This is a genomic window from Nigerium massiliense (assembly GCF_000826085.1).
Classification (GTDB): Bacteria; Actinomycetota; Actinomycetes; order Propionibacteriales; family Propionibacteriaceae; genus Propioniciclava; species Propioniciclava massiliense.
This window is the reverse complement of record NZ_CCYM01000003.1, coordinates 1,281,198-1,296,913: the sequence shown is the minus strand read 5'-3', so window position 1 is coordinate 1,296,913 and position 15,716 is coordinate 1,281,198. Positions and strand designations below refer to the sequence as shown.

Genomic DNA, 15,716 nt, shown 5'->3' with positions numbered 1-15,716 from the left:
CCTGTCCAGCCTAACCTCGCGGCGTATCAGGAGGCGGGGCACCGGGCGGGGGTGCTTTTTTCACGGGACCGCCCCGTTGCCTAGGCTGGGGGCATGATCGCATTCGGCACGTGTGTGGGCGGGGACGGAACGAAGTACCGCGAACGTTCCCTTCCCGGGATCGAGGGCGCCCGCGGCGCCGGCGACCTCGTACTCGCCTCCCCCGGGGACGGCGGCATCTGCTCGGTCTACAACCGCTTCGTCGAGCAGGCCGGTCCGGACTGCCGGGCGCTCGTGCTCATGCACGACGACGTCGAGATCCGCGACCCCGAGTTCCGCGCGAAGGTGCTGGCCGCCGTCGACGAGCCGGAGGTGGGCGTCGTCGGCGTGGTCGGCGGTGCGGGGCTGGCCAGCCTGTCCTGGTGGGACGCGCGCCGGCTGGCCGGGCACGTCGAAGAGCCACGCGGCCAGGTCAGCTTCCCCGATGTCGAGGCCGACGTGGACGCCTGCGACGGGCTCATGCTCATCCTCAGCCGCGCCGCCCTGGACCAGCTCCGCTTCGACGAGGAGACCTTCCCGGCTTTCCACGGCTACGACGTCGACATCTGCCTCCAGGCCCGTGAAGCGGGCCTGCGCGTCGTGACGCGCTCCATCGACGTGATGCATTGGACGAAGGGCGGCTTCGGCAACCAGGAGGCGTTCGACACCGCGGACGCCGCCCTGCGCCGCAAGTGGCCCACCTGGGTGAAGGAACGCGGGCCGCTGGAGCGTGTGGCGCGCCGCGGCCGCAACGTGGTCAAGCGGGTCTCGTCCAAGGTGCGCGGGCGCGAGCCCGGCTTCTGAGGGCGACGCGGCCCGCGCGGACGCCCCCGTTCCCGGGGCCGGAGGGGACTCAGGCCTGCGGGTCGGTGGCCGGCCACGTCCGCCAGCGGGTGGGATCCACCGTCACGAACGGCCCGACCGGGGACCAGCCGAACTCCTCGGAGTTCTCGCCGCGCAGGAGCCGCTCCCACAGGGCGTCGATCTCGTCGTCGCGCTGGCTGGCCAGGTGCTGCCAGTGCGTGCCCACGCCCTCGTCGTAGCCGCCCGCCTTCAAGGCCTCGGTGCCGTTGCGCACCTTGCGGACGAGCTGATCGCGTGAGCGCCACGGGAAGTGGGCGATGCGGAGCCCAGCGGTCACCGTCCCGGGCCGGATGACGAGGTGGTTGCCCTCGAGCACCGAGGAAAGCGGGTGCGACCGGAACACGACCTTGACGTCGGGGTGAGGGTGGGTGTCGAACCGGTTGAAGACGAGCTCGCCCTCGGCGCCCCGGGTCGGGAACACGTTGTGGATCTCGCCGGTCACGATGTCGGCGTCGCAGCCGCGCAGGAACTCCGCCACCGTCTGGCCAGGGGCCATCCAGCGCTCGTCGGCGTCGAACGGGACGATCCACTCGGCGCCCTGGCGCTGGGCGTAGTGCGCCAGCCGGGTGACCTTGATGGCCTGGTAGTACGCGGGTTCCTTGTCGCGGAAGACGGTCAGCGGGTAGGCACCACGGGCGGCCATCAGCCACTCGAGGGTGCCGTCGGTGGAGCCGTTGTCGGCCACCACGATGTGGTCGACACCCTGGTTGACGAGGTTGTCGAGCGTGCCGGGCAGCACGTCGATCTCGTTCTTGACCATCGTGACCGCGTAGATGCTGCCGCGCCTGCGGCGCCGCAGCGTGACCGGGAGCCGCAGGCCGCGGCGTGCGGCGTGCATCCCGCGCAACTGGGTGCGGGATGCGTACAGCCGGACGAGGTCGCCCACCGTCTCGGTCAGCGTGCCCGAGCGGCCGTCCAGCCCCTTGTGCACCAGTGTCGGGATCATGGGGTCCTCCTCCTAGGGGAGCGCGTCGAGGTCGGTCTGTGCCCGCGTCAGCCGCCAGGTGGCGCCGCACAGCCCCACCACGAGGCAGACGATGCCGGCGGATTGAGGGAAGGCGAACGCGTCGAAGAACAGCAGCGACACCGAGCCGGCGGCGGCCGCGGCCAGCAGGGCGGCGGAGTACTCCCGATCGACGGTGGCGCTCAGCCTCTTGGTCGCCTTGTAGGCGCAGACCATCGCGGAGACGAGGATGCCCACCAGGGCCGCCAGGCCGAGCAGGCCGGTATCGACGGTGTACTGCAGGTACAGGTTGTCGAGGATCCAGTACTTGGGCAGGAACGTCGCGAAGCCGCGACCGAGGATCGGGTTCTGCAGGATGAACTCGGTCGCGATGCCGTAGCCGCTCGTGCGGGACTGGACGCTCGGGTCGCCGGCGGCGCCGAGGAACAAGCCGCGCAGGGTGCCGCCCAGGCCCGGGAACACCAGGCTGGCGCCCAGCAACCCGACCACGCCGGTGACCATGATCAGCAGCCGGCTGCGCGAGGGCCACACCGGCAGCATCACGAGCACGGCCACGGCCGCGCAGATCAGGGCCGTGCGCGACATGGCGAGCAGGGCGGCCAGCGAGATCAGTCCCACGGCGAGCCAGCCCCAGATCGCGCGGGCCCGGGAGCGGGCCGCCCGCGCCGACGTGATGGCGATCGGCAGGAACATCGCCAAGATGGCGCCGAACTCGATGGCGTTGGTCGACGTGCCGGTGGGACGCACGCGGCCCTCGCGGAGGGTCACGTCGGCCGTCGCGGTGTCATGGGGCGCCAGGCCGGGGATCGTGATCGAGTCGACGATCAGCGAACCGCTCACGACCTGGACGATGGCCAGCACCGCCATCACGGCCCCGGCGATGCCGAGCCTGCGCAGCAACACCCGCAGCCGCTCGCGCGAGTCGATGCCGTCGTTGAGCGCGAGGATCACCCCGCACATGCCCAGGATGCGCAGCATGCCGCTGTCGGCGACGCTGCGCTCGTCCTCGGGAAGCGGCAGCAGCGCGGAGTGCGCGTAGACCATCAGCAGCACCACGAGGAAGATGAGGGCCGCCTTGCGGACGGCGGTGGAGCCGCCCGGCAGCGGCTGGAGCCGGTTCGTCTGCTCCCAGGCCCACCACGCGAACGCCAGGATGCCGATGAGCATGCCGGGGACGCCGAGGCTGCCGAGGGCGCTGATCGTCAGGTTGGACGGGATCAGCAGCAGCACGAAGACGTAGACGGAGAAGACCGTCACGCCGTCGAGCCGCACCCCTCGCTGCTGCGTGCGTTCCTCAGCCTCGACGGGGCGGGTGACGGTCACGACCGTCCCGTCGACCCCGGCTCGGCCTGGTCGGCGAGGTCACCTGCCCGGCGCGCGCCGGTGCTGGGCTCGCCGGGGACGACCGCGTCCGCGCGCGACGGGCGGCCCTCAAGCGGCCTGGCGTCGTGCTCGGCGGTGTCACCGGAGCCGTGGCGGTCACCGCCGTGGCGGCGCTGCTCGCGCCCCCGCAGTGCGGCGTCCACGAGACCGAGCAGCAGCAGCATGACGACGAGCGTCCCCGCGCCGGCCAGGCCGGCGAACTGGGTCTGGTTGCGGCGACTGACGGTGGGGGAGGCGTCGGCGCTCACGTCCATGGCGGAGACGCGGTTCTGCTCGGTGATCTGCAGCTCGTCCTGGATGCGCTTGAGCGTCGTCCGGATCTGGTTCTTCGTGTCGTTCAGCGCGGCCTGCGACTCCTCGGGGGTCTTGGCCTCCGACTCGATGAGCACGAGCGGGCTCTGCGAACTGGGATCCTCGGCCGCCTTGACGGTGGCGCCGGGGTGCTTCTCGCCGATCGCCTGCTGCACCTGCTCGGACTGCAGGTCGCGGACGACCAGGTCTCGCGCGTCGGACAGGCCGCCCAGGTAGAGCAGCGGGTTCGCCGGAGTGCCGGGGTTCTGCTTCTGCTGCGCCGCCACCACCGCCGGCGGCGGGATGAGCGTCGACGTCGCCTTCGTGACGTACGTGGGACCGATCGCGCTGAACACGAGGAAGCCCATGAGGCCGGCGACAACAAACGCCAACAAAGTCAGATACCACCGCCGGGCCAGTGCCGTGAACACGTGGCTCAGATCCATTCCATATCCCCCAGGTGCAAGTGTTCTTGAGCGTGTAAGCCTGCGGCCGCACACCGGGGCAACTGTAGACGACCCGGGGGTTGCTAAAATTTCTTGCGGAGTGCGTTGCCGTTGCTTCGGGGGATTGATGACTACACGAGAGGCCTTCGCCGCATGGCGTCGCCAGTGGCCGGTTCTCGTGATCGGTGCGTTGCTCACCGCCGCCGCATTGTTCCTCGTGCGCGGCCAGGATGTGTACTCGATCAGCACCGCCGCCGTCATCTCCGAGCCGTCCGGCCCGGTCCGGGACCGGGTGATCACCGACGACCAGAACTTCGCCATCCCGACGGCCCACATCGTCGCGGCGCGCGTCAACGACGGCATCCTCGCCGTCGTGCCCTCCGCCGTCGACGCGCCGTTGTACGGCTTCAGCCCGAAGCCGGCCACCCAGGTGCGGGTCGCCAACGTCGGCGGCCAGTGGGTCAGCATGGTGAAGGAGCCCGCGCTCATCGTGGACGTCGTCGACGTCTCCGAGGACGCCGCGCGCGCCCGCCTGGACGTGGCGCTGAAGGAGATTCAGTCCCAGCTGACCGCGGTTCAGGATGAGTTTCACGTGACGGCCGCCAACCGGATGACCCTGCGCACCGAGGTCCCGCCGGTCGAACACGTCGAGCCCAGCATGGGACGCGCCCGTGGCGCGATAGCCCTGGTGGGTGTCAGTATCACGCTTGGCGCCGCTGTCGTCGTCGATTCAATCCGTCGACGGCGCCGCTGAGACGCCAGAAAGCCTAACCGAGCTGTCATGACCGTTCCGCACGTCTTCTTGACCCGCTACAACCTGCCCAGCCCCGGAGTCGAGAGCCTCATCCGCGCCCAGGAGGGCTGGCTCCGCGAGCGCACCGAACTGTTCGAGCGCTTCACCGTGCCTTCGGTGCGAGCCCAGGAGGGCGACGGCATCCATTGGATCGTCTTCCTCGACCCCGAGAGCCCCGACTGGCTCAAGCAGCGCATGACCTCGCTGCAGGCCGAAGGGCTGCTCGACCCTGTGTACACCGAGAGCGTCGAGGGCGACGACCTGGCCCGCGAGGTGCGCCGCGTCGTCGGCGACGCCGATGCGGTCTCGACGTCGAACCTCGACAACGACGACGGCCTCGCGCGCGACTTCGTGGCGCGGCTGCGGCAGGCGGACGTGCCGGCGCCGCGTTCCGCGCTCTACGTCGTCAACGGCCTCATCCGCACCAGCGACCGGCTCTACCTGCGCCGCGACGACGACAACGCCTTCGTGGCCGTCCGGGAGCCCCTGGACGACGGCTTCCGGTCGTGCTGGGCCGACTGGCACAACAGGCTGCACCTGCACATGCCGGTCGTCGAGATCCCGGGCGCGCCGGGTTGGCTCCAGGTGGTGCACAGCAAGAACGTCAGCAACCGCGTCCGCGGCCGCCTGGTCTCCCCGGCACGCTACCGCGCCCTGTTCGGCGGGCGCCTCAGCGGCGTCCGCAATCCCAGCCGGATCGAGCTCCTGCGGGAGAACGGCGTCGGGGCCCCCGCCCGGGCCGTGCGCGACGGCGTCCGCGAGGGTGGGCGGCTGGTGCTGGTGCGCCTGCTCGGCAAGGAGGGCGTCAACAAGCTGAAGTTCGCCGCCGCCGGGCTCGTGAGGCGCGTCCGCGGCCACTGACGACCGGCGGCGCGGAGGCTCGGTGACCACCCCCGACCGGGGGTCACCGGGCCTTGTCGTCGGCTCGCGTCCGGGCCGGGCGACTCAGTGGACGCGGTAGATGTGGTAGGCCGACTCCTGAGCGAACGTGTCGGTGAAGCGGCCCTGGGCGTCCGGCGTGATGGTGCGGCGCTCGTCGACGACCTCGATCGCGCGGCCGCGCAGCTCCTGGGGGAGCGTGAACGTCCGTTCGCCGGGGTCGGAGGCGTTGTCGATCATCGCGAACACGTAGGCCGACCCGTCGTGCACCTTCAGCATGGTGTCGAGCCCGTCGCCGAACTTGTACCGGTACGACTGGGTGTTGATCACCGGCGCGAGCCTGTGCACCTGGTTGTTGAACTGGCCGACGGCCTCGACGTTCTTGGCCGCGCAGAAGTGCGGGTCCATCTGCGTCTGGCGCACCAGGCTGGAGCCCTTGCAGGAGCCGGTGAAGGACTGGTTGAACCACGCGAGGCCACGCGCCTCGTGGATGATCGAGTTCATCGCGGCGCCCTTGGCCTGGTCCGGCGTCACCTTCAGCTCGTCGTTGCCGCTGCCCATGCCGTTGTAGATCTCGACGAAGTTCCACAGCGGCATCAGCTTGCCGTCCGCGGCGTCCCGCTGCCGCAGGACGTCCACCGAGCGGCCGTAGTTGGCCGCCGTGCGGCAGTGCTTCTGGTCGGTCTGGAACGGGTACCAGGTGGCGTCGTAGTTCGGGTCCGAGCAGTGCGGGATGGTGTACCAGTACATGTCGAGGGAGACGACGTCGTTGTAGTCGTTGATGTACCTCTCGGCGTCGGCGGCCCTGAAGTGCTTGTTCATCACCAGCTGGGTGAAGTTCGTGTAACGGAATCGGCCCGCGTGCCCGGTCTCGTCCTTGCGCTGCTGCATCTGCTGGAAACCCTGGGTCGGGACGCCGAAGCGGCCGTCCGGCTCGTCCTCGAGGAAGTCGCCGACCCAGTTCGTCGAGTGCGCGTTGAAGCTGGAGTTGAGCGCGTCGCCGATCCAGTAGATGTCGTTGTCGGCGAACAGCTGGTACGGCGTGCTCTTGTCCATGCCGATGTAGGTGTTGAACCCCTTGGACTTGTCGTAAGCGGCTTCCTCGTTCGAGCTCACCCCGTTGAACCAGATGACGATCGGGAAGAACGACGGGTCGCTCCAGCCGGCGGCGTCCGCCTTGGGGAACTTCTTCCAGTACGCGGGGCCGCCCTCCCAGGCGATCCGCTCGTGGGGGAGGTCGGTGATGGGCCCGCTGGTGGACGAGCCACCCACCGGCGGCTGCGGGGTCGGCTGATCGGACGTCGTCGCGGAGCAGCCGGTGGCCAGCAGGGCGGTGGCGCCCAGAGCGGCGATCAAGGTGGTCAAGCGAGGACGACGGTTCGTGGGCATGGCTCTTCCGTGGTCGGCGGTCAGGTGGGACGGCCACTTTACCCACCAGGAGGTTGACCCCCCCGGGCGGGGGTTGCCGCCCTTGTCAGCGGGTGGTGCTGTCGCGTTCCCAGGCGCCCCGGCCGGTGCGGCCGCGCAGCCGGTCGGCGACCAGCGCGGCGCGAGCCCCGGCCGCCAGCGTCGTGTAGACGGCCGTGTCGGCGACGCCGAGCGGGCCGCGGCGCGCGTTGCGGGAGACCATCTCGCGCAGCGTCGAGCCGGACGAGCGGCGCTCGCGCGACTCGGCTGCCGGCGGCGCGGCGCTCTGCGGACGGTAGACGCGCTTGAGCGTCGCGGCCAACGCGGACGCCCGCCGCGGCACCCACACGCGCACCGGCTCGGAGTCGACGATCATCTTCTCGTCGTCGTCGAACAGCGAGTCGACGAGCAGGTCGTCGGGGACGTCCGCGGGGAACGCGTCCCAGCGCTCGCGCCCGGCCGCCGACACCGCGAAGAATCCGGCGCCCCACATCGCGCTCATCAACGACGCGGTGGCCGAGCGGGCTCGGTAGAAGGAGCGCACCACGGCGTCCGCGTCGTCGGTCACGTAGGTCAGCGGCGGCCGTGCCACGCGCGCCTGCGGGCCCGAGAGGGCGGCCAGCACCGCGGTGACGGCGGTGCCGCTCACCGCGATGTCGGCGTCGAGGTAGGCCCGCGGCAGCGCGGTGGTGGTGCGCTCGGCTTCGTTGAGCGCGCCCTGCTTGGACGCCGCCGGCACCTCGAGCACCGTCGCGCCGATCGCGGCCCCGTGGGCGCGGGCGACCTCCTCCGTGCCGTCGGTGCAGCCGTTGCAGGCAACGATCACGTCGATGCCGGGAGCCAGGCCGTCGGCGAGGGCGTCCAGGAGGCGTCCGATGACCTTCGCCTCCTGGTGCGCCGGGATGATGACGCTGCCGGTCACGTCCTGCGGCGGGATCGTCGCCGAGGGCTCCGGCTCGTCGCCCGGGCGGGTCGCGTGCGGCAGCTCGGAGCGGTCGCGCAGGCCGAGCAGGTAGGGCAGCGCCTCACGGGCCCCCGGCTTGACCGGGTAGCGCAACACGGACTGCAGGATCGACAGCCCGCGGAACGCCGTGGCGGCGAGCGGCCCGTGCTGTCCTGCGTAGTCGCGCACCCGGTTGACGCTCATCAGCGCCTCCAGCCGCGGCGACGCCCCGGACGCACCGCCGATGTGCATGACCGCGGCCCCGGGCAGGTAGCGGACGCGGAAGCCGGCCTGCCGCGCGCGGCGCATGAAGTCGGTCTCCTCGGAGTAGAGGAAGAACGACTCCTCCCACGGCCCGACGGCGTCCCAGCACTCGCGCGAGGCGACGAGCGCCGCCCCGCTGGCCCAGTCGACGTCGTGGACGCGCTCGTAGTCGTCCGGGCGCCGCAGCGTATCGCCCAGCACAGCCGGACGCCCCGGCCAGGACGCGCCGAGGGTCGCCTCGCCGAGCATCCCCAGCAGGCTGGGCTCGCGGCGCAGCGAGTGGAAGCGGACGCCGTCCGCGTCCTCGATGGCCGGCACGGTGACCCCGACGACGTCGCTCAGCCCGGCGACGAGGAGGTCCAGGGCCCCGGGGCGCACCGTGAGGTCGGGGTTGAGGGCGGCCACCGCGACCGCCTCGGGATCGATGCGGTCGCGCAGCGCGTTGAGGCCGCCGGCGTAGCCGAGGTTGCCTCCTGTGGGGACGAACGTGACGTCCTCCCGCGCGGTCGCGACCTGCGCGGTGTCGTCGGTGGAGCCGTTGTCGGCCACGAGGATCTGCAGCCGGTGACCGGGAGCCCCGGGGGGCAGGGAGTCGAGCAGATTACCGATCTCGTCGGCGCTGTTGTAGGTGACGATCACGATGCTGATGAGGGGTCGGATCTCGTTCGCGACCTGGTCCACGTGCTTGTCCGTTCTCTGTGCTGGCATCGGCCAGCCACAACCCTAACGGGCCGGGGCGCGGTGACCGGCTGGGACGGATCTCAGTTCCGTGCCGGCGCGGGGTGGCGACCCGATAGGTTAAGGACGACGGGGTGACCGGACGACGGATGTCCGGGCCCCCGCGTCGCGGAGGCTCAGCGTCGCAGGCGTCGGAGTTGACGCGCACAGCACGTGCATGGGAGCACCAACAAGGAGATGCAGCACTGATGACCGATCAGACGAAGTACGTCTACGACCTCGCTGAGGGCGACATGTCCATGAAGCCCCTGCTGGGCGGCAAGGGCGCGGGGATCGCGGAGATGAACAAGATCGGGGTCCCGGTCCCGGATGCCTTCACCGTCACCACCGAGGCTTGCGTGGCAGCCATGAAGAACGACGGCACGTGGCCGGACGGACTCAGCGATCAGATCGACGGCGGCCTGGCCCGCCTCGAGGAGCGCACCGGGCTGCAGCTCGGCGACGCCGAGAACCCGCTGCTCGTGTCCGTGCGCTCGGGGGCCGTCCAGTCGATGCCCGGCATGATGGACACCATCCTCAACCTCGGCATCTCGGACGAGACCGTCGAGTCCGTGGCCAAGCTGGCCGACAACGAGCGGTTCGCCTGGGACTGCTACCGCCGCTTCATCCAGATGTACGGCGAGGTCGTCGAGGGCATCGAGCCGCACGTCTACGAGGATGCGCTGACGAAGCTCAAGGACGACAAGGGTGTCGAGCAGGACACCGACCTGACCGCCGACGACCTCAAGGGCCTGGTCGCCACGTTCAAGCAGCTGTCCAACGAGGCGCTGGGCGGCAACTGGACGACCGACCCGCACGAGCAGTTGCACCGCGCCGTCAACGCCGTCTTCAAGAGCTGGCTGAACCCGCGGGCCGAGGTGTATCGCAAGAGCCAGGGCATCTCCCGCGATCTGGGCACGGCCGTGAACGTGCAGCAGATGGTGTTCGGCAACCGCGGCGACACGTCCGCCACCGGCGTCTGCTTCTCCCGCAACCCGTCCACCGGCGTGAAGGAGCTCTACGGCGAGTTCCTGACCAACGCCCAGGGCGAGGACGTCGTGGCCGGCATCCGCACCCCGCGCCCGCTGGCGGAGATGGAGGAGGTGCTGCCCGAGGCGTTCCGCGAACTGCTCGACACGATGGCCCGCCTCGAAGAGCACAACAAGGACATGCAGGACATGGAGTTCACGATCGAGGATCGCAAGCTCTACATGCTGCAGACCCGCAACGGCAAGCGCACCGCCGCGGCCGCGGTGAAGACCGCCGTCGACATGGTCGACGAGGGCCTCATCACCAAGGAAGAGGCGCTGTTGCGCGTCGAGCCCGCGCAACTGGACGCCCTCCTGCACCCCGGCATCGACCCCAACGACGCATCCGAGGCCATCGTCAAGGGCCTGCCCGCCTCCCCTGGCGCAGCGGTGGGCGCACTGTCGTTCAACGCCGACGACGCCGCGGAGCGTGGTGGCCAGGGTGAGAACGTCATCCTGGTGCGCTACGAGACCACCCCGGACGACATCCACGGCGTCATGGTGAGCCAGGGCGTCCTGACCGCCCACGGCGGCATGACCTCGCACGCGGCCGTCGTCGCGCGCGGCATGGGCATCACCTGCGTCGCCGGCGCTCCCGGCATCAAGATCGACCCGAAGGCCGAGACCGTCACGATCAACGGTAAGACCTACGGCACCGGGGACACCCTGACGCTGAACGGCTCCACCGGCGACGTCTTCGACGGCGCCCTCGAGCTGGTGCCGCCGGACCTCAACGAGGACTTCGAGAAGATCACCACGTGGGCCGACGAAGTGCGCCGCCTCGGCGTCCGGGCGAACGCGGAGAACTTCGAGGACGCCTCCAAGGCCCGCGAGCTCGGCGCCGAGGGCATCGGCCTGGCCCGCACCGAGCACATGTTCATGGCGTCCGACCGGTTGCCGGCGGTCCGCAAGATGATCCTCGCCGAGAACGAGGAGCAGCGCGCGGCCGCGCTGGAGGAGATCCTCCCCATGCAGCAGAAGGACTTCGAGGCGATCTTCACCGCCATGAAGGGCCTGCCCGTAACGGTGCGGCTGCTCGACCCGCCGCTGCACGAGTTCCTGCCGAACCTGGTCGACCAGTCGCTGCTCGTGCAGCGGCTGGAGATCGAGGGGGCGCCGGAGGACAAGCTGGCCAAGGAGCGCGAGACGCTGGCCCAGGTCAAGAAGCTGCACGAGCAGAACCCGATGCTCGGCACGCGCGGCTGCCGCCTCGCGATGCTGTACCCATCGATCCCCGAGATGCAGGCCCGCGCCATCATCAAGGCGGCGCTGGCGGTGCAGGAGCGCGAGGGGGAGACCGTCGGCGTCGAGATCATGATCCCGCTGGTCGTGATCAAGAAGGAGCTCGAGGTTCAGCGCGAGATCGTCACCAAGGCGGTCGAGGATGAGTTCGAGAAGGCCGGAAAGCGTCTCGACTACACGATCGGCACCATGATCGAGATCCCGCGCGCGGCCCTGACCGCCGACCAGATCGCCGAGGCCGCCGACTTCTTCAGCTTCGGCACGAACGACCTCACGCAGACCGGCATCGGCATCAGCCGCGACGACGCGGAGTCCGGCTTCCTCGGCCACTACGTCGCCGACGAGGTCATGCCGAAGAACCCTTTCGAGTCCATCGACGTGGACGGCGTCGGCCAGCTGGTGCGCATCGGCGTCGAGAAGGGGCGGGCGACCAAGCCCAACCTCAAGACCGGCGTCTGCGGCGAGCACGGAGGCGACCCGGCGTCCATCGAGTTCTTCAACAGCGTCGGCCTCGACTATGTGTCCTGCTCGCCGTTCCGGGTGCCGATCGCCCGGCTCTCGGCCGCGCGCGCAGAGCTGCTGTCCCGCAAGAAGTGAGCCGCTGACCCGAGAAGTCCTGAGTCCCGGGCGCGGGTGACGCCCGAGCCAGGACAGGGGAACGCCGGTGGTGCAGGCCTCAAGCCTGTGCCACCGGCGTTCGCCTTTTTGCCCGCTGACCCCGCGGTGGCCGAAACTGATGCCGGTTGAACGATAAATCTGGGGGGCGGGGCCACCGTCCCGGAAGTGGGAGTACAAGCGGATGGACCGCACTGAAGAATCGCTCGCCGCGGCGCTGGCCGGCGGCGACCACCAGGTGAACCTCGGCTTCGACGGGCTCCACGCCCGCGGTCAGGAGTTCCAGTCGGTGGTGCAGGCGCTCGGCGCAACCGCGTTCGCGCTGGCCGGCGACGAAGAGAACGTGCGGGCTCTGTTCCTGCCGCCGCTCATCACCGCGGAGAACATCAAGAAGACGAACTACCTGGCGTCCATGCCGAACCTGGCCGGCGAGGTCGAGTCGTTCCAGGGCAACGACAAGGATCATCGCCGCCTGGTCCAGGCGCTGGAGGAGGGCGGCGAGGGCTGGGAGGACTTCTTCAGCCCCACCGGCCTGGTGAACCTGCCGGCCGCCTGCGAGAACCTCTACCCGCTCTACGCCGGACGCCTCGACGAGCCGGTCCGCGTCGGCCTTCAGTCGTGGTGCTTCCGCTTCGAGCCGAGCCCCGACCCGATGCGCATGGTGTCGTTCCGGATGGCCGAGCAGGTCTACATCGGCACCGAGGACGGCGCCGCCGCCCACGCGCACTCCTGGTCGGGCAAGCTGCTCGGCCTGCTCACCGACCTCGGCTTGGACGTCGACTCCGAGTCGGCCAACGATCCGTTCTTCGGACGCGCCGGTCGCATGCTCGCCGGCGCGCAGACCGAGAACGACCTCAAGCACGAGCTGACCGTGCAGCTCTACCCGACGCGCCGCACCGCGCTGGGCTCGATCAACCTGCACGGCACGATGTTCGGCGAGAACTTCGGCATCACGCTGGCGGACGGCTCGCCCGCGCACTCGTCCTGCGCCGGCTTCGGCCTCGAGCGCGCGGCGATCGCGCTGTTCGCCTTCCACGGCATGGCCGTCGCCGACTGGCCCGCCGCCGTCCGCGACCGCCTCGGCCTGGCCTGATCGTCAGCGGGCGAGTTCCTCGGTGATCAGTTCGCCCAGGATCGTCCCCGCCTTGGTGAGTTGTTCTTCGGTGGGCAGGCAGTACGACAGCCGCATGCGGTCGTGCCCCTGCCCATCGATGTAGAACGCGGTGCCGGGGACGAACACGACGCCTCGGGCCATGGCCTTGACCATCAGGTCCTCGGAGTCCAGCCCCTCGGGAAGCTTCACCCACAGATAGAAGCTGCCTCGGGGACGCTGCCAAGTGACCGACGCGGGCATGGAGCCCCTCAGGGCGGCGATGAGGGTGTCGCAGCGGCGCTCGTACAGGGCACGCATGCGCTCCAGCAGGCCCTGCCAGTCGTAGCCGTCCAGATAGGCCGACATCTGGAGCTGGCCCATCGTGGGTGGATTCAGGATGAACGTCTCCACGGTGTCCTTGAGGACCCCGACGAGCTCGCGCGGGGGCACGATCCAGCCGAGCCGCAGCCCCGGGCCGAACATCTTCGAGAACGAGCCGAGGTACGCGACCTGCTCGGGGGCGTCCGCCTTCATGGCCCGCACGGTCTCACCGTCGAAGCCGAGCAGGCCGTAGGCGTTGTCCTCGATCAGCAGGATGCCGCGGTCGGAGCACAGCTGCACCAGCGCCTGGCGCCGCTCGGGCGGCAGGACCGTGTTGCCGGGGTTCTGGAACGTGGGGATGGCGTAGACCATCTTGACGGTCTTGCCCCGGGCGATCAGTTCATCGATCTGCGCCGCGAGCTTGTCGATCACGAGACCGTCGTCGTCGGTCTCGGCGTGTCGGACGTCCGTGTCGTAGCTCATCACGGCCGACAGGCCCCCCGCGTAGCAGGGTCCTTCCGTGATCACGACGTCGCCCGGGTCGACCATCACCTTGCAGATCGCTTCGAGGGCGAGCTGGCTGCCGGCCGTCACGATCACGTCGTCGGGGTCGACGTCCATGCCCTCCAGGGCCATGACGTCGGCGATCTGCTGGCGCAACCGCGGCAGCCCCACGCCGAAGCTGTACTGGAGCGCCACTGCGCCCTGCTCGGTCAGGATCGAGGACGCCTGCGTGGCCAGCTCCCCGAAGGGGAGGTCACCCAGGAACGGAGCGCCCCCGGCCAGCGAGATCATCCCCGGCGCGTTCGCCTGGGCGAAGACCTCGCGGACCTTCGAGGGCCGGTAGGAGCCCACGCGGTGGGCGAGTGGCGGAAGAGTAGCCACCTGGATCACTCCTGAACGCTGTAGTCGTGGGCGGGTTTGAGGCCGATCGGGCGGTCGGTGGAATCCGATTCGATCATCTTTCCGGCGATGATCACGCCCACCAACGAGATCAACGCGATGCCGACGATGAGGACGGTCGGCCCCCAGGCGGAGCCGCCGGTCGCCTGCGTGACCGTCGCGGTGATGTACGGCATGAAGCCCGAGATCAGGCCGGCCAGGTTGGCGGCGACCGCGAGGCCCGAGTAGGCGTAGCGGCGGGGGAACAGCCTGTTCATCACGGCGCCGACGGGTCCGTAGGGGATGCCGGACAGCCCGAGCCCGAGGACGAACGCCACGGCGATGATCGTCATGTTGCCCGTGTCCAGCAGGAAGAAGAACGGCGCGGTGCCGATCGCCGCGGCCAGATAGCCGAGCGCGACGGTCTTGACCGGGCCGATCCTCATGGCGGTGCGCCCGGCGAACCAGAGCGTGAAGACCTCGGCGACCGCGCCGGCGAGGATCGCGTTGAGAGCGATCTGGGGGTTGGCGCCGACGTTGTGCGTGACGTAGCTGATGCCGTAGGTGGTCATCATGAAGAATCCGGCGATGCCGTAGAGGTAGGACATGGTGGCGACGAGGAGGCGCGGCCAGGCCTCCCTCACGAGGTCGAAGAACGGCAGCTTCTGCACTTCGTTGGCGTCGGCCAGCTTGGCGAACTCAGGGCTCTCCGTGAGCCCCGACCGCATCCAGAGCGCCACGAGGACGAGCGCGATCGACAGCAGATAGGGGATGCGCCAGCCCCATTGCAGGAACGCCGGCCCGGTGAGCGCCAGGACGAGGGCGATGGCGCCGGTGGACAGGATGTTGCCGGCGGGCGAGCCCATCTGGACGACGGAGGCGTACAGGCCGCGCTCCTTCTCGGGGGCGAACTCGAGCGCCATGAGCGTCGCGCCGCCCCATTCGCCGCCGGTCGCGAGGCCCTGGACGAAGCGCAGCAGGGTCAGCAGGACCGGCGCGACGATTCCCGCCGTGTGGTAATCGGGAAGGACGCCCATCAGCGTGGTCGCCGTGCCCATCACGGTGAGCGTGGCGATCAGCGTCCCCTTGCGCCCGAGCCGGTCGCCGAAGTGGCCGAACAGAACGGCCCCGAACGGGCGCGCGATGAAGCCCACCGCGAAGACCACGAACGATTGCAGGGTGGAAGCCGTCGGGCTGGAGGCCGGGAAGAACAAGGGCGCGAAGACGATCGCGGCGGTCGTCCCGAAGAGGAAGAAGTCGTACCACTCGAGTGCGGTGCCCAGGAACGAACTCCACACCACTCGGCGGATCTCGGCGGGCGTGGGTTGGTACTCGGCGGCTACGCCGGGCGCATCGGTCATCGTTGTTCCTCGTGGCACAGGCGATTTCAATTCGGTCAACGTACCGCCGGGGTCGGCAGGAGGGAGCCCCGCCTTCAGATGGGGAAAACTGTGCATGGCCACGGACGTTTGGAACAGGCCCGGCGCCTTCGGGGCACGGCAGGCGACCTTTCGGTGAACTCTTGCCGGTGACGACCTCGAGGGACGGCGGTCGCGATAACTTGCC

12 protein-coding genes are annotated in these 15,716 nt (G+C 69.9%); 5 read left to right on the top strand and 7 right to left on the bottom strand.

Features of this window, described 5'->3' with window-relative positions; genetic code table 11:
- Window positions 1-93: 93 nt before the first annotated feature.
- The gene (locus tag BN1187_RS12450) at window positions 94-822 is read left to right on the top strand and encodes a glycosyltransferase (RefSeq protein WP_040162175.1); all 729 of its coding nucleotides are present in this window, start codon (window positions 94-96) and stop codon (window positions 820-822) included.
- Window positions 823-871: 49 nt separating this feature from the next.
- Here BN1187_RS12450 and BN1187_RS12445 read toward each other — a convergent pair whose 3' ends face one another.
- From BN1187_RS12445 to BN1187_RS12435, 3 genes are read right to left on the bottom strand one after another with little or no spacing between them, the layout of a single operon-like run.
- Window positions 872-1,828: a glycosyltransferase family 2 protein gene (locus BN1187_RS12445; RefSeq protein ID WP_052462674.1), complete on the bottom strand. Its 957-nt coding sequence runs from the start codon at window positions 1,826-1,828 to the stop codon at window positions 872-874.
- Between the two features lie 12 nt (window positions 1,829-1,840).
- Complete coding sequence (locus BN1187_RS12440) at window positions 1,841-3,169, bottom strand: O-antigen ligase family protein (protein ID WP_052462673.1); 1,329 nt, start codon at window positions 3,167-3,169, stop codon at window positions 1,841-1,843.
- Window positions 3,166-3,966 carry a YveK family protein gene (locus BN1187_RS12435; protein ID WP_040162173.1) on the bottom strand — a complete coding sequence of 267 codons (801 nt, stop codon included), beginning with the start codon at window positions 3,964-3,966 and terminating at the stop codon, window positions 3,166-3,168. The genes BN1187_RS12440 and BN1187_RS12435 overlap by 4 nt, the downstream gene beginning before the upstream one ends.
- Before the next feature lie 127 nt (window positions 3,967-4,093).
- On the opposite strand from BN1187_RS12435, the gene BN1187_RS12430 reads away from it, so the two are divergent.
- Window positions 4,094-4,720: a hypothetical protein gene (locus BN1187_RS12430; protein WP_147675120.1), complete on the top strand. Its 627-nt coding sequence runs from the start codon at window positions 4,094-4,096 to the stop codon at window positions 4,718-4,720.
- 27 nt (window positions 4,721-4,747) lie between these two features.
- The gene (locus BN1187_RS12425; protein WP_040162168.1) at window positions 4,748-5,620 is read left to right on the top strand and encodes a glycosyltransferase; all 873 of its coding nucleotides are present in this window, start codon (window positions 4,748-4,750) and stop codon (window positions 5,618-5,620) included.
- A gap of 84 nt (window positions 5,621-5,704) precedes the next feature.
- Here the strand turns inward: BN1187_RS12425 and BN1187_RS12420 are convergent, their stop codons facing one another.
- The gene (locus BN1187_RS12420) at window positions 5,705-7,027 is read right to left on the bottom strand and encodes a hypothetical protein (protein ID WP_147675119.1); all 1,323 of its coding nucleotides are present in this window, start codon (window positions 7,025-7,027) and stop codon (window positions 5,705-5,707) included.
- Between the two features lie 85 nt (window positions 7,028-7,112).
- Window positions 7,113-8,960 (bottom strand): glycosyltransferase family 2 protein, encoded by a 1,848-nt coding sequence (locus BN1187_RS12415; RefSeq protein ID WP_082034690.1) that lies wholly within the window; start codon window positions 8,958-8,960, stop codon window positions 7,113-7,115.
- A 218-nt stretch (window positions 8,961-9,178) separates the two neighbouring features.
- Here BN1187_RS12415 and ppdK point away from each other — a divergent pair, with 218 nt between their 5' ends.
- Together ppdK and BN1187_RS12405 are read left to right on the top strand one after the other, a co-directional pair.
- Complete coding sequence (gene ppdK, locus BN1187_RS12410) at window positions 9,179-11,836, top strand: pyruvate, phosphate dikinase (protein ID WP_040162165.1); 2,658 nt, start codon at window positions 9,179-9,181, stop codon at window positions 11,834-11,836.
- Between the two features lie 202 nt (window positions 11,837-12,038).
- Window positions 12,039-12,947: a class-II aminoacyl-tRNA synthetase family protein gene (locus BN1187_RS12405; protein ID WP_040162161.1), complete on the top strand. Its 909-nt coding sequence runs from the start codon at window positions 12,039-12,041 to the stop codon at window positions 12,945-12,947.
- 3 nt (window positions 12,948-12,950) lie between these two features.
- Here BN1187_RS12405 and BN1187_RS12400 read toward each other — a convergent pair whose 3' ends face one another.
- Window positions 12,951-14,153: an aminotransferase-like domain-containing protein gene (locus BN1187_RS12400; protein WP_147675118.1), complete on the bottom strand. Its 1,203-nt coding sequence runs from the start codon at window positions 14,151-14,153 to the stop codon at window positions 12,951-12,953.
- Between the two features lie 5 nt (window positions 14,154-14,158).
- On the bottom strand, window positions 14,159-15,511 hold the full coding sequence (locus BN1187_RS12395; protein ID WP_040162160.1) for an MFS transporter: 1,353 nt from the start codon (window positions 15,509-15,511) through the stop codon (window positions 14,159-14,161).
- Between the last annotated feature and the right edge of the window lie 205 nt (window positions 15,512-15,716).